Below are 14,955 nucleotides of genomic sequence, written 5' to 3'. Positions count from 1 at the left end.
CGGGCGACGGCGAGGGTTGCCAGGACCGGGCCGCCGAGCTGGAGACCCGCCACCAGCCCCGGTCAGGCGCCCAGGCAGGCCGGGCCGAGGAGCTGCTTGAGGTCGCCCATCAGGGCCGGCGACGGCGTGACCCGCAGCCGGTCGTCCACGCGCATCACCGTCGTCCGCGGCCCGTTGTGGACCTGCAGGTGCACCTCCGACGTGCCCGGGTGCGTGGTCAGGATCTCCTTGAGCCGGGTCACCACCGGCGGCGTGCAGCGGGTCAGCGGCAGGCTCACCAGCAGCGGTCCCCCGGCCTCCTGGGTGAGGTCGGGCGCGGTCACCTCCATCGCGATGATCTTGGCGACCTCCTCCCGCTTGTCGATGCGGCCCTTGACGAACACGATCGCGTCCTCGGCCAGCAGCGTCGCGCACAGCTGGTACGCCGACGGGAAGATCATCACCTCGATCGCGCCTTCGAGGTCCTCGAGCTGGGTCAGCACCCAGGTGTCGCCCTTCTTGGTGACCTTGCGCTGCACGCCGCTGAGGATGCCGCCCACGGTCACGATCTGCCCGTCGGGCCGGCTGTCGTCCTGGAGGGCGGCGATCGAGCAGTCGGCCCCGGCCGCCAGGATGTGCTCGACGCCGAACAGCGGGTGGTCGGACACGTACAGGCCCAGCATCTCGCGCTCGAACTGCAGCAGCGTGGTCTTGTCCCACTCCCCCGGCGGGATCTGCACGTCGAACGTCTGGTCCTCGCCGCCGTCGATCGCGCCGAACAGCGAGTCCTGGCCGATGGCCTCGTTCTTCTTGATGTCGATGATCGCGTCGACGGCCTGCTCGTGCACCATCACCAGGCCCTTGCGCACGTGCCCGAGCGAGTCGAACGCGCCGGCCTTGATCAGCGACTCGATGACGCGCTTGTTGCAGACCAGCGCCGGCACCTTGCGCAGGAAGTCCTTGAAGTCGGCGAAGCGGCCCTTCTCCTTGCGCGCGGAGATGATGCCGTCGACGACGTTCGCGCCGACGTTGCGGATGGCCGACAGGCCGAAGCGGATGTCGGTGCCGCGCGGGGTGAAGTCGAAGTCGGAGTCGTTGACGTCCGGCGGGAACACCTTGATGCCCATGCGGCGGCACTCGTTGAGGTAGAGCGCCGACTTGTCCTTGTCGTCCTTGACCGACGACAGCAGCGCGGCCATGTAGGCGGCCGGGTGGTTGGCCTTGAGGTAGGCGGTCCAGTAGGAGACCAGGCCGTAGCCGGCGGTGTGGGCCTTGTTGAAGGCGTAGTCGGAGAACGGCAGCAGGATGTCCCACAGGGCCTTGATCGCCGCGTCGGAGAAGCCGTTGTCCTTCATGCCGGCTTCGAAGGTGACGAACTGCTTGTCGAGCTCGGACTTCTTCTTCTTGCCCATCGCGCGCCGCAGCAGGTCGGCGCCGCCCAGCGAGTAGTTGGCGACCTTCTGGGCGATGGCCATGACCTGCTCCTGATAGACGATCAGGCCGTAGGTCGTGGACAGGATCTCCTGCAGCGGCTCCTCTAGCTCGGGGTGGATCGGGGTGATCTCCTGCGCGCCGTTCTTGCGCAGCGCGTAGTTGGTGTGCGAGTTGGCGCCCATGGGGCCGGGGCGGTAGAGCGCGAGGGCGGCGGAGATGTCCTCGAAGTTGTCGGGCTTCATCAGGCGCAGCAGGGTGCGCATGCCGCCGCCGTCGAGCTGGAAGATGCCGAGCGTGTCGCCCCGGGCCAGCAGCTCGTACGACTTGCGGTCGTCGAGCGGCAGCTTGAGCAGGTCGATCTGCTCGCCGCTGGTGGCCTCGATGAGCTTGAGGCAGTCGTCGATGATCGTGAGGTTGCGCAGGCCCAGGAAGTCCATCTTCAGCAGGCCGAGCGTCTCGCAGGTCGGGTAGTCGAACTGCGTGATGATCGCGCCGTCGGAGTCGCGGCGCATGATCGGGATGTGGTCGGTCAGCACCTCGGCGGACATGATCACGCCGGCGGCGTGCACGCCGGTCTGCCGGATCAGGCCCTCCAGGCCGCGCCCGAGGTCGATCGTCGCCTTGACGTCGACGTCCTCCTCGTAGAGCCTGCGCAGCTCGCCGGCCTCGGCGTGCCGCGGGTGGTCCTTGTCGAAGATGCCCGCCAGCGGGATGTCCTTGCCCATCACGGCGGGCGGGAACGCCTTGGAGACCTTGTCGCCCAGCGCGTACGGGTAGCCGAGGACGCGGCCGGCGTCCTTGATGGCGGCCTTCGCCTTGATGGTGCCGAACGTGGCGATCATGGCGACCTTGTCGGCGCCCCACTTCTCGGTGACGTACCGGATGACGTCGCCGCGCCGGCGCTCGTCGAAGTCGATGTCGACGTCGGGCATGGACACGCGCTCGGGGTTGAGGAAGCGCTCGAAGATCAGGCCGTGCGGGATCGGGTCGAGGTCGGTGATGCCCAGCGCGTACGCCACCAGCGAGCCCGCCGCCGAGCCACGGCCCGGGCCGACCCGGATGCCGTTGTTCTTCGCCCACATGATGAAGTCGGCGACCACGAGGAAGTAGCTGGGGAAGCCCATCTGGATGATGACCCGCAGCTCGTTCTCGGCCCACTCGCGGTGCTCGTCGTCGACGCCCTCGGGGAAGCGCCGCCGCAGGCCCTTCCAGACCTCCTGGCGGAAGAACTCCTCCTCCGTCATCCCGTCGGGGATGGGGTAGGTCGGCATGAGGTTCTTGTAGGTGAAGAAGCCCTCGGGATCGACCTTCTCGGCCACCAGCAGCGTGTTGCGGCAGCCCTCGGCCCACAGGTCGGAGGAGTCGACGGCGCGCATCTCGTCGGCGGTCTTGATGTAGTAGCCGCTGCCGTCGAAGCGGAAGCGGTCGGGGTCGGAGAGCTGCTTGCCCGTCTGGATGCACAGGAGGGCGTCGTGGGAGGCGGCGTCGGACTCGTAGGTGTAGTGGGAGTCGTTGGTGACCAGCGGCGGGATGTCGAGCTCTTTGCTGATGCGGGTCAGCCCGTCGCGGACGCGGCGCTCGATGTCGAGGCCGTGGTCCATGATCTCCAGGTAGAAGTTGTCCTTGCCGAAGATCTCCTGGTACTTCGCGGCGGCCTTCAGCGCCTCGTCGTACTGGCCGAGCCGCAGCCGCGTCTGCACCTCGCCGGACGGGCAGCCGGTGGTGGCCATCAGGCCCTCGGAGTGCTCGGCCAGGGTCTCGGCGTCCATGCGCGCCCACTTGCGCACGAACCCCTCGGTGTAGGCGCGCGAGCTGAGCTTCATCAGGTTGTGCAGGCCCGTCTTGTCGCGGGCCCAGATCGTCATGTGGGTGTAGTAGCCGCCCGCCGAGACGTCGTCCTTCTTCTGGTGCGGCTCGCCCCACAGCACCGGCCGCTTGTTGTGGCGGCTCTCCGGCGCGACGTACGCCTCGATGCCGATGATCGGCTTGATGCCGGCGCCGGTGGCCTGCTTGAAGAAGTCGTAGGCGCCGTGCATGTTGCCGTGGTCGGTGATCGCGATCGCCGGCATGCCGAGGTCGCCGACCTGCTTGAACATCTGCTTCAGCCGGGCGGCGCCGTCCAGCATCGAGTATTCGGTGTGCACGTGCAGATGGACGAACGAGTCGCTGGACGACATGGAGCGGCGCCTCCCGAGTCTGCCTGTTCCTGATGATGCGCTCCGACTCTAGTGGCCCGCACCGACAACCCGGAGCCGCCCCGCGGCGATCGCCGGGACGGCGCGCCGGGGACCCGCGCGATCAGCAGCGCCGATATCGTCGTGGGCACGGAAAGTAGCGGGAAGGACGCGGAGTGCGCACGCAGACCGACGAGGGATACACCCACGCGCTGGGCAACCGGCAGGTCCAGATGATCGCCATCGGCGGGGCGATCGGGGTGGGCCTGTTCCTCGGCGCGGGCGGCCGGCTGCAGGCCGCCGGGCCCGCCCTGGTGCTGTCGTACGCCGCGGCCGGCCTCGCGGCCTTCTTCGTCATGCGGGCGCTCGGCGAGCTGGTGCTCTACCGGCCCACGTCGGGGTCGTTCGTCGAGTACGCCGGCGAGTTCATCGGCCCGTGGGCGGCCTTCGCCAGCGGCTGGATGTACTGGGTGAACTGGGCGTTCACCGGCATCGCCGAGCTGACCGCGATCGCCGCCTACATCCACTACTGGGCGCCCGCCTTCCCCCAGGCGCTGACGGCGCTGATCGCCCTCGGCCTGGTCCTGGTGGTCAACCTGCTGTCGGTGCGGCTGTTCGGCGAGCTGGAGTTCTGGTTCGCGCTGCTGAAGGTGCTGGCCATCACCGCCTTCCTGGTGGTCGGCCTGGTGCTGGTCGTCCTCTCGGTCGGCGGCGCGGGGCCGGGCAACCTGACCGCGCACGGCGGGTTCGCGCCGACCGGGCTGCCGATGGTGCTGATGAGCCTGCAGTCGGTGGTGTTCGCCTACGCCTCGATCGAGCTGGTCGGCATCGCGGCGGGCGAGACGGCCCGGCCGCGCGAGGTCATGCCGAGGGCCATCAACGGCGTGGTGTGGCGCATCGCGATCTTCTACGTGGGGTCGGTGCTGCTGCTGGCGATGGTGCTGCCGTGGACCGCCTACCGGGCGGGCGTGTCGCCGTTCGTGACCGTCTTCTCCGGCCTCGGGGTGCCGTGGGCGGCCGACGCGATGAACCTCGTCGTGATCACGGCGGCGATGTCGTCCTGCAACTCCGGCCTGTACGCCACCGGGCGCATCCTGCGGTCGATGGCGCTGAAGCGGGAGGCCCCCGGCTTCGCCGCCACGCTGAGCCCGCGGCACGTGCCCATCGGGGGCATCCTGTTCACCGCGGCCACGTTCCTGGCCGGGGTGGCGCTGTTCTACTTCCTGCCGGAGCGGGCGTTCAACATCGCCACCGCCGTCGCCTCGCTCGGCGTGATCACGACGTGGGGGGTGCTGGTGCTGTGCCAGACGCGGCTGCGGCGGGCGGGGCACCGCTCGGCCTTCCCCATGCCCGGCTCCCCCTGGACGAACTGGCTGACGCTGGGCTTCCTGGCGCTGGTGGTGCTGCTGATGCCGTTCGCCGACCGCGATCAGCGGGTGGCGTTCTTCCTCATCCCCGCGCTGGTCGCGTGCATCGCGGGCGGGTGGGCGCTGGTGCGCAGGCGGCGGGGCGCGCCCGCCGGGCGGGTCGGGGCCCGCGAAGGGCGGCCGGAGCCGGGTTAGTCTCGTTGGGGCACGAAGTCCGCCGTTCGGGGGGAGGCCGCACTGGACGCATCAGGGCCCGGGACCGACCGTCCCTCGCCACAGCCCGCCCCGCCGGGCGACACCGGCATCGGCGCGGCGGCCGTCCTCGCGGGGGACGATGACCTGACCTTGGTCATCGCGCCTCCTGAGGTGACGCGGGCGGGCCCCGGCGCCGCCGGTCCTGGGCCGGACGGCGCCCTTTCCTCGATCCGGCAGCGGCGGCGGGCGGCCGCGCGGGCCGCCGTCGCGGTCGCGCTCGGCGTCGCCCTGGCCGTGGCGTGCCTGCCCCTGGGCGTGTTACCGAAGCTGGCCTGCGCCGTCCTCGACGCCGGCTGCCCCGACGGGGCCGCGCCCGCCGGGCGGCTGCCGGAGCGGATCCGCCTCACGCCCCTGGAGGCGGCGCAGAGCGGCGCCTACGTCGGGCTCGGCGACTCCTACTCCTCCGGCGAGGGCGTCTACGACCAGGACACGCGGCCGGTCAACGACGGCGCCGACCGCTGCCACCGGGCCGGCGGCTCGTACGTGCCGGTGGTCGCCCGCGCCTACCGCTTCGCCGGCGGCACCTCCTTCTACGCCTGCAGCGGCGCCACCACGGGCCAGCTCCTCACCGGCCAGTGGGGGCAGCGCCCGCAGATCGACCGGGTGGGGCCGGCCGCGAGCCTGGTGACGCTGAGCATCGGCGGCAACGACACGGGCTTCTCCCGGGTCCTCACCGCCTGCATCGCCAAGCTGCCGTGGTCGTCGGCCTGCGTCGACCAGGACGCCGCCGTGACCGGCCGCATCGAGCGGCTGCGCGCCGACCTGCTGCGGGTGCTGCGGGAGCTGCGCGGCCGGGCCCCCGCCGCCCGGATCGTCGTGCTCGGCTACCCGCGCCCGTTCCCGCAGGACCCGGTGGCCTCCGTCGACAACCTCGGCGTCGCCGACCAGCGCTGGCTGAACGGCGTGACGCGGCGGCTCAACGACGCCGTCGGGTCGGTGGTGCGCGACTTCGACCGGGCGATCGCGGCGTTCGGCGGGGCGGGCAGCGCCGAGTACGTGGACGCCTACGAGGCGTTCGCCGGGCACGAGGTGGGGCGGCCGCAGCCGTACCTGAACGGGCTGGCCCTGGACATGGACCCGCTCGCGGTCAACGCGCGCAGCTACCACCCGACGGGCGAGGGCTACCGGCGCTTCGCCGAGCTGATCACCCGGCAGATCGCCGCCGGGCCCGGGCGTCCGCTGAACAACTTCCGCCTGGCCGCCCCCTGAGCGACGGGCCGACGCCATCGGCAGGGGCAGGCGCGGGCGGCGGGAGGTCATGGCGGCGGGAGGTCATGGGTGGCGGGAGTCACGGCAGCGGGAGGTCATGGGTGGCGGGCTTGCTCCTCGGCGAGGTGGAGGCCGGCCTCGATGACGGCGTTCATGACGGGCGCCAGGCGGGCCGCCCCCAGTGACGGGGCGCGCACGGCCATGCGGGCCACCAGGGCGCGCTCCCTCGCCAGGTCGCGCCCGGCGAACCCGCCGACGGGCTTGAGCCGTTGCACGGTGCCCGCGAGCGCGGCCCGGCGTTCGAGGAGGGTGGCCAGGGCGGCGTCCACGCGGTCGATGGCGGCCCGGCACTCGGGGATCGTCGCCGGCGACTCGGGCCGCAGCAGCGCCCCGACGACCGTCACGGCCTCCTCCGCCGCCCTCAGCGCGGCCGGCCCGCCGGCGACGAGCCCGTCGGCCCCGGCCGCGACGGCCGCCGCCGACAGCCCGGCGTCGGCGGAGACGTCGGCCAGGACCGGCCGCCCCGACGCCGCCCGGACGGCCCGCAGCAGCGCCAGGTCGGGCCGCCCGCCCTCGCACAGCACCACCCGCCCGTCGCCTTCGGCCGCGCAGTAGGCGGCCAGCCCCAGCCACTCCTCCGGCGACGCCCCGGCCCGCCGCTCCACGACGACGGGCAGCCCGAGCCCGGCGGCCGCGCGCACCAGCGGGATGTCCCGCGTCCACGAGGCCCCCACCACCGCCGCGTCCGCCAGCGAGGCGATCGCGGGCAGGTCGGCGGCGGTGCGGGGCTCGGCGAGGACCGGCCCCGCGGCGCCGCGGGCCTGTCTCAGCACCTGGTGGACGTCCGCCTCCGGCGGGTGCGCCCGCAGCCGCACCGGGCCTCCGATGACGACCGCGGGCCCTTCGCCCACGAGCAGCTCGCCGACGGCGACCGCGTTCCGTTCCAAGGTCGACGACATGACCCAACCCTCCTCGGACGGGCCGGCCCACGCGCCTGTGCGGAAGGAGCCGGCGGGAAAACGAAAAAGGCAGAGACGGGGGTGTCTCTGCCTCGTGCCGGCTCCAGGCGGTCGCTAGCTGCCGACCGGCCCTCCCGGAGCCGGCTCGGTAAACGCCTGGTGACAAGTCATATCTGCACCCTACACCCCGCTCCCACCTGCCGCATGGCCGAATTCGCAGGGCGGACTGTCCTTCGCGCGAGTCGCCGTTGATCCCTCGCTATGGGAGTATTTCTTGGCCGAGAGGGAGGGTTTGAGGCCGTTGATGTCGGATCGTAAGCAGGCAGGACGTCGCATCGCCGGCCGCTACCAGCTGCAGGAGATCATCGGCAGGGGCGGGATGGGCATCGTCTGGCGCGCCCACGACGAGCTCCTCGACCGCACCGTCGCGGTCAAGGAGGTCCGGTACGCGGCCGCCCTGGGCGAGGAGGTGCAGCTCCTGAACCGGCGCACGATGCGCGAGGCGAGGGCGGCGGCCAGGTTCGAGCACCCCAACGTGATCGTCGTGCACGACGTGATCGAGGAGGACGACCGTCCCTGGATCGTCATGCAGCTCGTGCAGTCGCGCTCGCTGGGGGCGGTCATCAAGCAGGAGGGGCCGCTGCCCCCCAAGCGGGTGGCCGAGATCGGCCTGGCCGTGCTCGACGCGCTGCACCGCGCGCACGAGGCGGGCGTGCTGCACCGCGACGTCAAGCCCGAGAACGTGCTGCTCGCCGACGACGGCCGGGTGGTGCTGACCGACTTCGGCATCGCCACGCTGGAGACCGAGACGCAGCTCACCGTCACGGGCCTGGCCGGCACGCCGGCGTTCATCGCGCCCGAGCGGCTCAAGGGGCTGCCCGCGCGGCGCGAGTCCGACCTGTGGTCGCTGGGCGCGACGCTGTACACGGCGGTGGAGGGCCGCTCGCCGCACGAGCGCGGCATGGCGCTGGCCACCATGCACGCCGTGCTCACCGACGAGCCCGACCCCGCGCCGCACGCCGGGCCGCTGGCCGAGGTGATCTCCGGGCTGCTGGCCAAGGAGCCGGTGCAGCGGCTGACGTACGAGGAGACCGAGCGCATGCTGCGCCGGGCGCTCGCGCTGGCCAGCCCGGCGCCCACCGCGCAGTTCTCCGCCCTGCCCGTCGAGACCAAGCCGTCCGCGCGGGCGGGCGCCGAGCCGGCCGCGCGCCCGCGCCGCCCCGCCGCGCCCGCGAAGCCGCGCAAGCAGCCCTACCAGCCCAAGCCGCCCGCCGAGGACGACACCCCGACCGACCCCGACCTCGCGCCCGCGCCGGCCGTCACCCCTCCCGAGACCGGCGCCCGGCTCACCCCCGTGACGGGCGGCCCGAAGCCGCCCGCCGGGTCCACGGGGTCGACGAGGGACGCGGGGGACGCGGGCGAACACCCCCAGCGGCGGCCGGGCCCGGTCGTCGCGGCGGCCCTCGCGGTGCTCCTGGTCGCGGGCGTGGCCGGCTACCTCGGGCTGCGCTCGGCCCCCGACGACGACCCGCGCCGCAGCGGCGCCGCCACGGCGGGCGTCACCTCCTCGGCCTCCGCGCCGTCCTCGCCGGGCGCGAGCGACGGCAGCGCGTCGCCGAGCGGATCGGCGAGCCCGTCCGTCAGCCCGTCCGCGAGCCCGTCCACGAGCCCGTCCGCCTCGGCCACGCCGAGCGCCACCCCGACGCCCACGGCCACCCCCACCCCGACCCCGGAGAAGACGGCCGAGGCGGCCAGCCTGCCCAAGGGCTGGAAGTGGTACAAGGACAAGAAGATGGGCTTCACCATCGGGCTGCCGCCAGGCTGGGACGTGTGGGACCGCAGCGGGCTGCAGGTCAAGTTCAAGGGGCCGGGGGCCGCGTCCAACGCCTACGTGATGGTGGAGGAGGCCGCCAAGCCGGGCAAGGACCCGTACAAGGACTGGAAGAAGCAGGAGCCCTACCTCAAGAACAACTTCGGCGGCTACAAGAAGCTCGACATCAAGCGGGTCGACTACCAGAAGGCCGCCGCCGACTGGGACTTCACCTGGAACACCAACACCGGCAAGACGCGGGTGCGCAACCGGGGCTTCGTCACCGACAACGGGCGGGCGTACGCCATCTACTGGCACACGCTCAACAGCCACTGGAAGGACGACTACCACTTCTTCGAGGGGTTCTGCGCGTCCTTCAAACCGGCCAAGTAGGCTTCCCGCCGTGCGCGTCAGCAACCGGTACCGCCTGCTCGAACCGCTCGGCGAGGGCGGCATGGGCGTGGTGTGGCGCGCCTACGACGAGCTGCTCGACCGCACGGTCGCGATCAAGGAGGTCCGGTACGCGGGCGTCGGCGACGCCAAGCGGGCCGAGCTCAACCGCCGCACGATCAGGGAGGCCAGGGCGGCGGGCCGCCTCGACCACCCCTCGGTGGTGGTCGTCCACGACGTGGTCGAGGAGGACGGCCGGCCGTGGATCGTCATGCAGCTCGTGCGCTCGCGCTCGCTGGCGCAGGTGGTGCGCGAGCAGGGGCCGCTGCCGCCCGGGCAGGTGGCGGCGATCGGCGGCCGGGTGCTGGACGCCCTCCGCGCCGCGCACGCGACCGGCGTGCTGCACCGCGACGTCAAGCCCGAGAACGTGCTGCTCGCCGACGACGGCCGGGTGGTGCTGACCGACTTCGGCATCGCCTCGCTGGAGGCGGAGGCGGGGCTGACGGCGACCGGCGGGCTGGTGGGCACGCCCGCGTACATGCCGCCGGAGCGGCTGAACGGCGAGCCCGCCCGGCCGGAGTCCGACCTGTGGTCGCTGGGGGCGACGCTGTACGCGGCCGTCGAGGGCGAGCCGCCGTTCAAGCGCGACTCGTGGGCGGCGACCGTGGCGGCGGTGCTGCGCGACCGGCCCGAGCCGCCGCGCCGGGCCGGGGCGCTGACGCCGGTCGTGATGGGGCTGCTGCACCGCGACCCGGCCGCCCGGACGCCCGCCGAGGAGGCCGCGCGACTGCTGTACGAGATCGCGACCGCGCCCGGCCCCGCCGCGCCCGGCCCCGCCACGCCCGGACCCGCCGCGCACGCGTGGCCCAGCGCGCAGGCCGCCCGTGCCGGGCACGGACCGCACTTCGGGTCCACCGCGCACACCGGGCCCGGCGGGCCGTCGCCCGCGACGGCTCATCAGGGGCGTCACCCGGGCTCCCACACCACGCTGCCCGAGCAGCAGCGGCGGCGGCGCGGCCGGGCGCTGCGCGTCGGGGTGCCGGCCGCCGTGGCGGCGCTGGCGGTCCTCGGCGCGGGCGGCTTCCTGCTGCGCGAGCACTGGGCCACGCCCGCCGCGACGACCACGACCACGTCCGCGTCCACGCAGGCCCAGGCCAGCGCTACGGCCACCGCTCCGCCCACCACCGCCCCACCGGACACGCCGTCGCCCACCCCGTCCCGGAGTCCGGCGCGCTCGCTCCCCGCCGGCTGGCGGGCGGTGACGAACAAGGAGGGCGGCTTCACCATCGGCCTGCCCAAGGGCTGGCAGGCCAGCAAGAACCCCACCAGGGACAGCATCTCCGTCACCGGCCCCGGCACGCCGGGCGAGCTGATCGTCGAATGGACCGTCCCCGACCTGCCGTGGCAGGACCCGAAGGCCCACTGGCTGGCCCTGGAGAAGGAGATCCGGGCCAAGGGCGAGTTCGAGGGCTACACGCGCATCGGCATCACCGGCGTCCGGTACCTTGGGCTGAAGGCGGCCGACTGGGAGTTCACCCGGATGCGCTCCGGCGAGCTCATCCACGTGATCAACCGCGGTTTCCACACCGCCGACGGCCGCCCCTTCGCCCTCTACTGGGAGGCCCCCGACTCCCGCTGGGCGCAGGACAGGCGTTACTTCGACGCCTTCGCCAAAACCTTCCGCCCCTTGTGACCGAGCCCTTGTGACCGAGCCCTTGTGACAGAGCCCCTTGTGAGTGAGCAGGTGTGAGAGAGCAGGCCCATTTCTTCCGGCACCCCGCGGTGCCGGAGACCGACCTGCTCAAGGCCCGTTACGTCACGCACCGCTTCTCCCGCCACGTCCACGACGGCTACGCGATCGGGCTGATCGTGCGGGGCGTGGAGGAGTTCGACTACCGGGGCACCACGCACCGGGCGGCGGCGGGCGAGCTGGTGCTGGTCAACCCCGACGCCTCGCACACCGGCCAGGCGGGCACGCCGGACGGCTGGTCGTACCGGATGTTGTACCCGTCGATCGAGGCGGTGTCGGCGATCGCGGAGGAGCTGGGGGCCTTGCGCGGCACGCCGTACTTCCCCCGGCAGGTGGCGCGCGACGACGCGGTGGCGGCACTGCTGGCGCGGGCGCACCAGGCGGCCGAGCGGGGCGACGCGCTGGCCGCCTCGACGCTGAGCCGGACGATGTTCGCCCGGCTGCTGGCCCGCCACGCCGTGCCCGGCCCGCCGCGCACCCCGCCGGGCGCGGGCGGCCGGGCGGTGCGCGAGGCCGTGGCCCTGCTGCACGAACGCCTGGCCGACCCGCCCGCGCTGGAGGAGCTGGCGGCGGCGGTGGGGGCGCGGCCGTTCGGGCTGCTGCGGGCGTTCAAGGAGGCGACGGGGTTGCCGCCGCACGCGTACCTGACCTCGCTGCGCGTGCGCACCGCGCGCCGCCTGCTGGAGGACGGGGTACGGCCGGCGCTGGTGGCCGCCGAGGTGGGCTTCACCGACCAGGCGCACCTCACCCGGCATTTCCGCCGCATCGTCGGAGTACCGCCCGCCGCGTACCAACGTGCCGCAGGAACGTACAAGACCGGCGGACCGCCCGGGGCCTAGCCTCCTGGCCCATGGATGGAACGACACATCGTCCCGCCGCCGTGCGGGACGGTCTCGGCGTGGGCCTGGCCGTGGGGCTGTCGGGGCTCGCCTTCGGGGCCGCGGCCGTCACCGCGGGGCTGAGCGTGCCGCAGGCGTGCGTGCTCAGCCTGCTGACGTTCACGGGGGCCTCCCAGTTCGCGCTGACGGGCGCGGCCGGCGCGGGCGGCGACCCGGTGGCGGCGGTCGCGGGCGCGCTGCTGCTCGGCGGCCGCAACACCCTGTACGGCCTGCGCCTGGCCGACCTGCTCCGGGTACGCGGCCCGCTGCGGCTGCTGGCCGCGCACGGCGTGATCGACGAGACCGCCGCCGTCTCCCTCGCCCAGCCCGGCCGCGACGCGGCGCGGGCCGGTTTCGTCGCCACCTTCGCCAGCCTCTACCTCACCTGGAACCTGACGACGCTGGCCGGCGCGTACGGCACCGCGTTCCTCGGCGACCCCGGCGCGTTCGGCCTGGACGTGGTGGGCCCGGCCGCGTTCCTCGCCATCCTCTGGCCGCGGCTGCGGGCCGGCGGCGAGCTCGCCGCGCTGGCGCTGGGCGGGGCGGCGGTCGCGCTGGCCGCCACGCCGTTCCTGCCGCCCGGCGTCCCGGTGCTGCTGTCGGCGGCGGCCGTGCTGCCCGTCATGCTGCGCCGGCGCGAGGCGGGGGTTCGGGCGTGATGAGCGGATGGTGGTGGCCGATCGCGGTGCTGTGCGCCGGCTGCTACGCGCTGAAGCTGGCGGGGCTGGCCGCGCCGCGGCGGGTGCTGGAGCATCCGGTGGTGCGCAGGTTCGCCGAGCTGGTGCCGGTGACGCTGCTGGCGGCGCTGATCGCGGTGCAGACGTTCACCGAGGCGGGCGGGCTGCGCTTCGACCCGGCGCGCACGGCCGGGCTGGTGGCGGCGGTGGTCGCGCTGCTGCTGCGCGCGCCGTTCCTCGCCGTGCTGGTCTGCGCGGCGGCGGTGACCGCGCTTGCCCGGCTGATCCTTGGGTAGTCGCGGTGCATGTCCGATTCTGCAGCGGTGACGGTCGGCGGGAGATATCGGCTGCTCAAGGCGATCGGCAGGGGCGGCATGGGCAAGGTGTGGCAGGCCCATGACGAGGTGCTGGGCCGGGACGTGGCCGTCAAGGAGGTGCTGCCGCCGCCCGATCTGACCGGGCCGGAGCGCGAGGTGTTCGCGCTGCGCACCTTCCGCGAGGCCAGGGCGGCGGGCCGGGTGGCGCACCCGGGCGTCGCCACCGTCTACGACGTCCTGGAGGAGGGCGGGCATCCGTGGATCGTCATGCAGCTCGTCCCGTCCAGGACGCTGGGTGAGCTGATCCGCTCGGAGGGCCCCCTGTCCCCCGAGGAGACGGCGCGGATCGGCCTGCAGCTCATGGAGGCGCTGCGCGCGGCGCACGCGGCCGGGGTGCTGCACCGCGACGTCAAGCCCGACAACGTGCTGCTCGCCGAGGACGGCCGGGCGGTGCTGACCGACTTCGGCATCGCCACCACCGAGGACGACACCCCGGTCACCAGGACCGGCGTCCTCATCGGCACGCCGGCCTTCATCGCGCCGGAGCGCGCGGCGGGCGGGCGGGCCTCGGCCGCCTCCGACCTGTGGTCGCTGGGCGTCACGCTCTACCTGGCCGTCGAGGGACACTCGCCGTTCCAGCGGGACAACCCGCTGACGACGCTGGGCGCGGTCATGCACGCCGACCCGGAGCCGCTGACGCGCGCGGGCGCGCTCGCGCCGGTGCTGCACGGCCTGCTGCGCAAGGACCCGGCCCAGCGCATGACGCTGGACGAGGCCGAGCGGGAGCTGTCGGCGATCCTCCTGGGCGGCGCGGCCGGTGGAGCCGGGACGTTGCCGCCGACGGTGGTCGTCCCGGGCGGCGCCCTGGCGGCAGACCCGGCCGCCGACCCGGCCGCGGGCCTGGCAGCGGGTCCCGCAGCGGGCCCGGGAGCCGGGACGGCGGGCGGCGCGGCAGCGGGCGCGGCCGGAGCCTGGGCCGCCCAGGCCGGCGCGGCGCAGGCCGGACCCTCGCAGGTCGGGCCCTCGCAGGCCGGGCCCTCGCAGGTCGGGCCCTCGCAGGTCGGGCCCTCACAGGCCGGAGCCCCGGGACCCGGAGCAGCGCATCCCGGAGCCGCGGGACCCGTGACGCCAGGACCCGGAGCCGCAGCGCCCGGAGCCGCGGGAGCCGGAGCCGCGGGAGCCGGAGCCGCAGGGGCAGGAGTCGCGGGGGCGACGGTGCCGGCGGGTGGCGGAGAAGCGGGCGGCCCGGTCGGGCCGGGCGGCACGGCCGAGCCGGGCACGGTCGTGGGCGGCGGACGGCGGCGGCACGGGGTGCCCTGGGCCGCCATCGCCGGCGGCGCGGTCCTGGTGGCGGCGGTGACGGGCGGCGCGGCCTGGTGGTCCGGCCGCGCGGACGGCTCCTTACGTTCCCCGTCCGCCACCCAGCCGGCCGTGGTCACCGGGAACCCGTCTCCCTCGCAGTCCCCGTCCCGTTCGCGGGAGCCGTCCTCCGCGCCGCCCACCGAGTCCGTACGGCAGGGCGACGGCGCTCCGCAGCCGCAGCGCACCGCGGACGGGACGCCCCGCGGCACCCCCTCCCCCACCGGCGACCGGCCCAGCGGCGGACCGAGCCAGAAGAAGACCCCCGCCAAGACCCCCGCCAAGACCCCGCGGCCGGACCCGTCCGGGCAGCGCGAGTCCGACCAGAAGGACAGCGGGTCCAAGGACAGCAAGCCGGCCGAGTCGCCCGGCGTGGTCGAGGGCTCCGGCTGAGGCC

Annotated in this window: 10 protein-coding genes; 8 read left to right on the top strand and 2 right to left on the bottom strand. The window is 74.0% G+C overall.

Annotation, left to right across the window (positions count from 1 at the left end):
• Nucleotides 1-62 precede the first annotated feature (62 nt).
• Nucleotides 63-3,590, bottom strand: a complete 3,528-nt coding sequence (dnaE, locus tag MF672_RS44750; protein ID WP_242375856.1) for a DNA polymerase III subunit alpha — start codon at nt 3,588-3,590, stop codon at nt 63-65.
• Between the two features lie 173 nt (nt 3,591-3,763).
• On the opposite strand from dnaE, the gene MF672_RS44745 reads away from it, so the two are divergent.
• A complete protein-coding gene (locus MF672_RS44745; protein WP_242375857.1) occupies nt 3,764-5,149 on the top strand; it encodes an amino acid permease in 1,386 nt (461 codons plus the stop codon).
• Nucleotides 5,150-5,299: 150 nt separating this feature from the next.
• Entirely contained in the window at nt 5,300-6,418 is a 1,119-nt protein-coding gene (locus MF672_RS44740) for an SGNH/GDSL hydrolase family protein (RefSeq protein ID WP_242375858.1), read from the top strand.
• Nucleotides 6,419-6,513: 95 nt separating this feature from the next.
• Here the strand turns inward: MF672_RS44740 and MF672_RS51915 are convergent, their stop codons facing one another.
• Nucleotides 6,514-7,377, bottom strand: coding sequence for a chorismate mutase (locus MF672_RS51915; protein ID WP_308210645.1), 864 nt, complete (start codon nt 7,375-7,377; stop codon nt 6,514-6,516).
• A gap of 304 nt (nt 7,378-7,681) precedes the next feature.
• On the opposite strand from MF672_RS51915, the gene MF672_RS44730 reads away from it, so the two are divergent.
• From MF672_RS44730 to MF672_RS44705, 6 genes are read left to right on the top strand one after another with little or no spacing between them, the layout of a single operon-like run.
• Nucleotides 7,682-9,580 carry a serine/threonine-protein kinase gene (locus MF672_RS44730; protein ID WP_242384029.1) on the top strand — a complete coding sequence of 633 codons (1,899 nt, stop codon included), beginning with the start codon at nt 7,682-7,684 and terminating at the stop codon, nt 9,578-9,580.
• Between the two features lie 10 nt (nt 9,581-9,590).
• Entirely contained in the window at nt 9,591-11,270 is a 1,680-nt protein-coding gene (locus tag MF672_RS44725; protein ID WP_247815754.1) for a serine/threonine-protein kinase, read from the top strand.
• A gap of 53 nt (nt 11,271-11,323) precedes the next feature.
• The gene (locus MF672_RS44720) at nt 11,324-12,166 is read left to right on the top strand and encodes an AraC family transcriptional regulator (RefSeq protein ID WP_247815753.1); all 843 of its coding nucleotides are present in this window, start codon (nt 11,324-11,326) and stop codon (nt 12,164-12,166) included.
• Nucleotides 12,167-12,177: 11 nt separating this feature from the next.
• Nucleotides 12,178-12,864 carry an AzlC family ABC transporter permease gene (locus MF672_RS44715; protein WP_242384124.1) on the top strand — a complete coding sequence of 229 codons (687 nt, stop codon included), beginning with the start codon at nt 12,178-12,180 and terminating at the stop codon, nt 12,862-12,864.
• Nucleotides 12,864-13,178: an AzlD domain-containing protein gene (locus MF672_RS44710; protein ID WP_242384123.1), complete on the top strand. Its 315-nt coding sequence runs from the start codon at nt 12,864-12,866 to the stop codon at nt 13,176-13,178. The genes MF672_RS44715 and MF672_RS44710 overlap by 1 nt, the downstream gene beginning before the upstream one ends.
• A gap of 9 nt (nt 13,179-13,187) precedes the next feature.
• Nucleotides 13,188-14,951, top strand: coding sequence for a serine/threonine-protein kinase (locus MF672_RS44705; RefSeq protein WP_247815752.1), 1,764 nt, complete (start codon nt 13,188-13,190; stop codon nt 14,949-14,951).
• Nucleotides 14,952-14,955: the final 4 nt, after the last annotated feature.

Source organism: Actinomadura luzonensis (assembly GCF_022664455.2).
In the GTDB taxonomy this organism is placed as follows: domain Bacteria; phylum Actinomycetota; class Actinomycetes; order Streptosporangiales; family Streptosporangiaceae; genus Nonomuraea; species Nonomuraea luzonensis.
The sequence above is the reverse complement of the archived record's forward strand: the minus strand, read 5'-3'. Positions and strand labels throughout refer to the sequence as shown.

Excerpts from the sequence above, each read along its gene's own strand:
- MF672_RS44730 (WP_242384029.1), top strand. The coding sequence starts at position 7,682 with ATGTCGGATCGTAAGCAGGCAGGACGTCGCATCGCCGGCCGCTACCAG.
- MF672_RS44705 (WP_247815752.1), top strand. The coding sequence starts at position 13,188 with ATGTCCGATTCTGCAGCGGTGACGGTCGGCGGGAGATATCGGCTGCTC.
- MF672_RS51915 (WP_308210645.1), bottom strand. The coding sequence starts at position 7,377 with ATGTCGTCGACCTTGGAACGGAACGCGGTCGCCGTCGGCGAGCTGCTC.
- dnaE (WP_242375856.1), bottom strand. The coding sequence starts at position 3,590 with ATGTCGTCCAGCGACTCGTTCGTCCATCTGCACGTGCACACCGAATAC.
- MF672_RS44710 (WP_242384123.1), top strand. The coding sequence starts at position 12,864 with ATGAGCGGATGGTGGTGGCCGATCGCGGTGCTGTGCGCCGGCTGCTAC.
- MF672_RS44715 (WP_242384124.1), top strand. The coding sequence starts at position 12,178 with ATGGATGGAACGACACATCGTCCCGCCGCCGTGCGGGACGGTCTCGGC.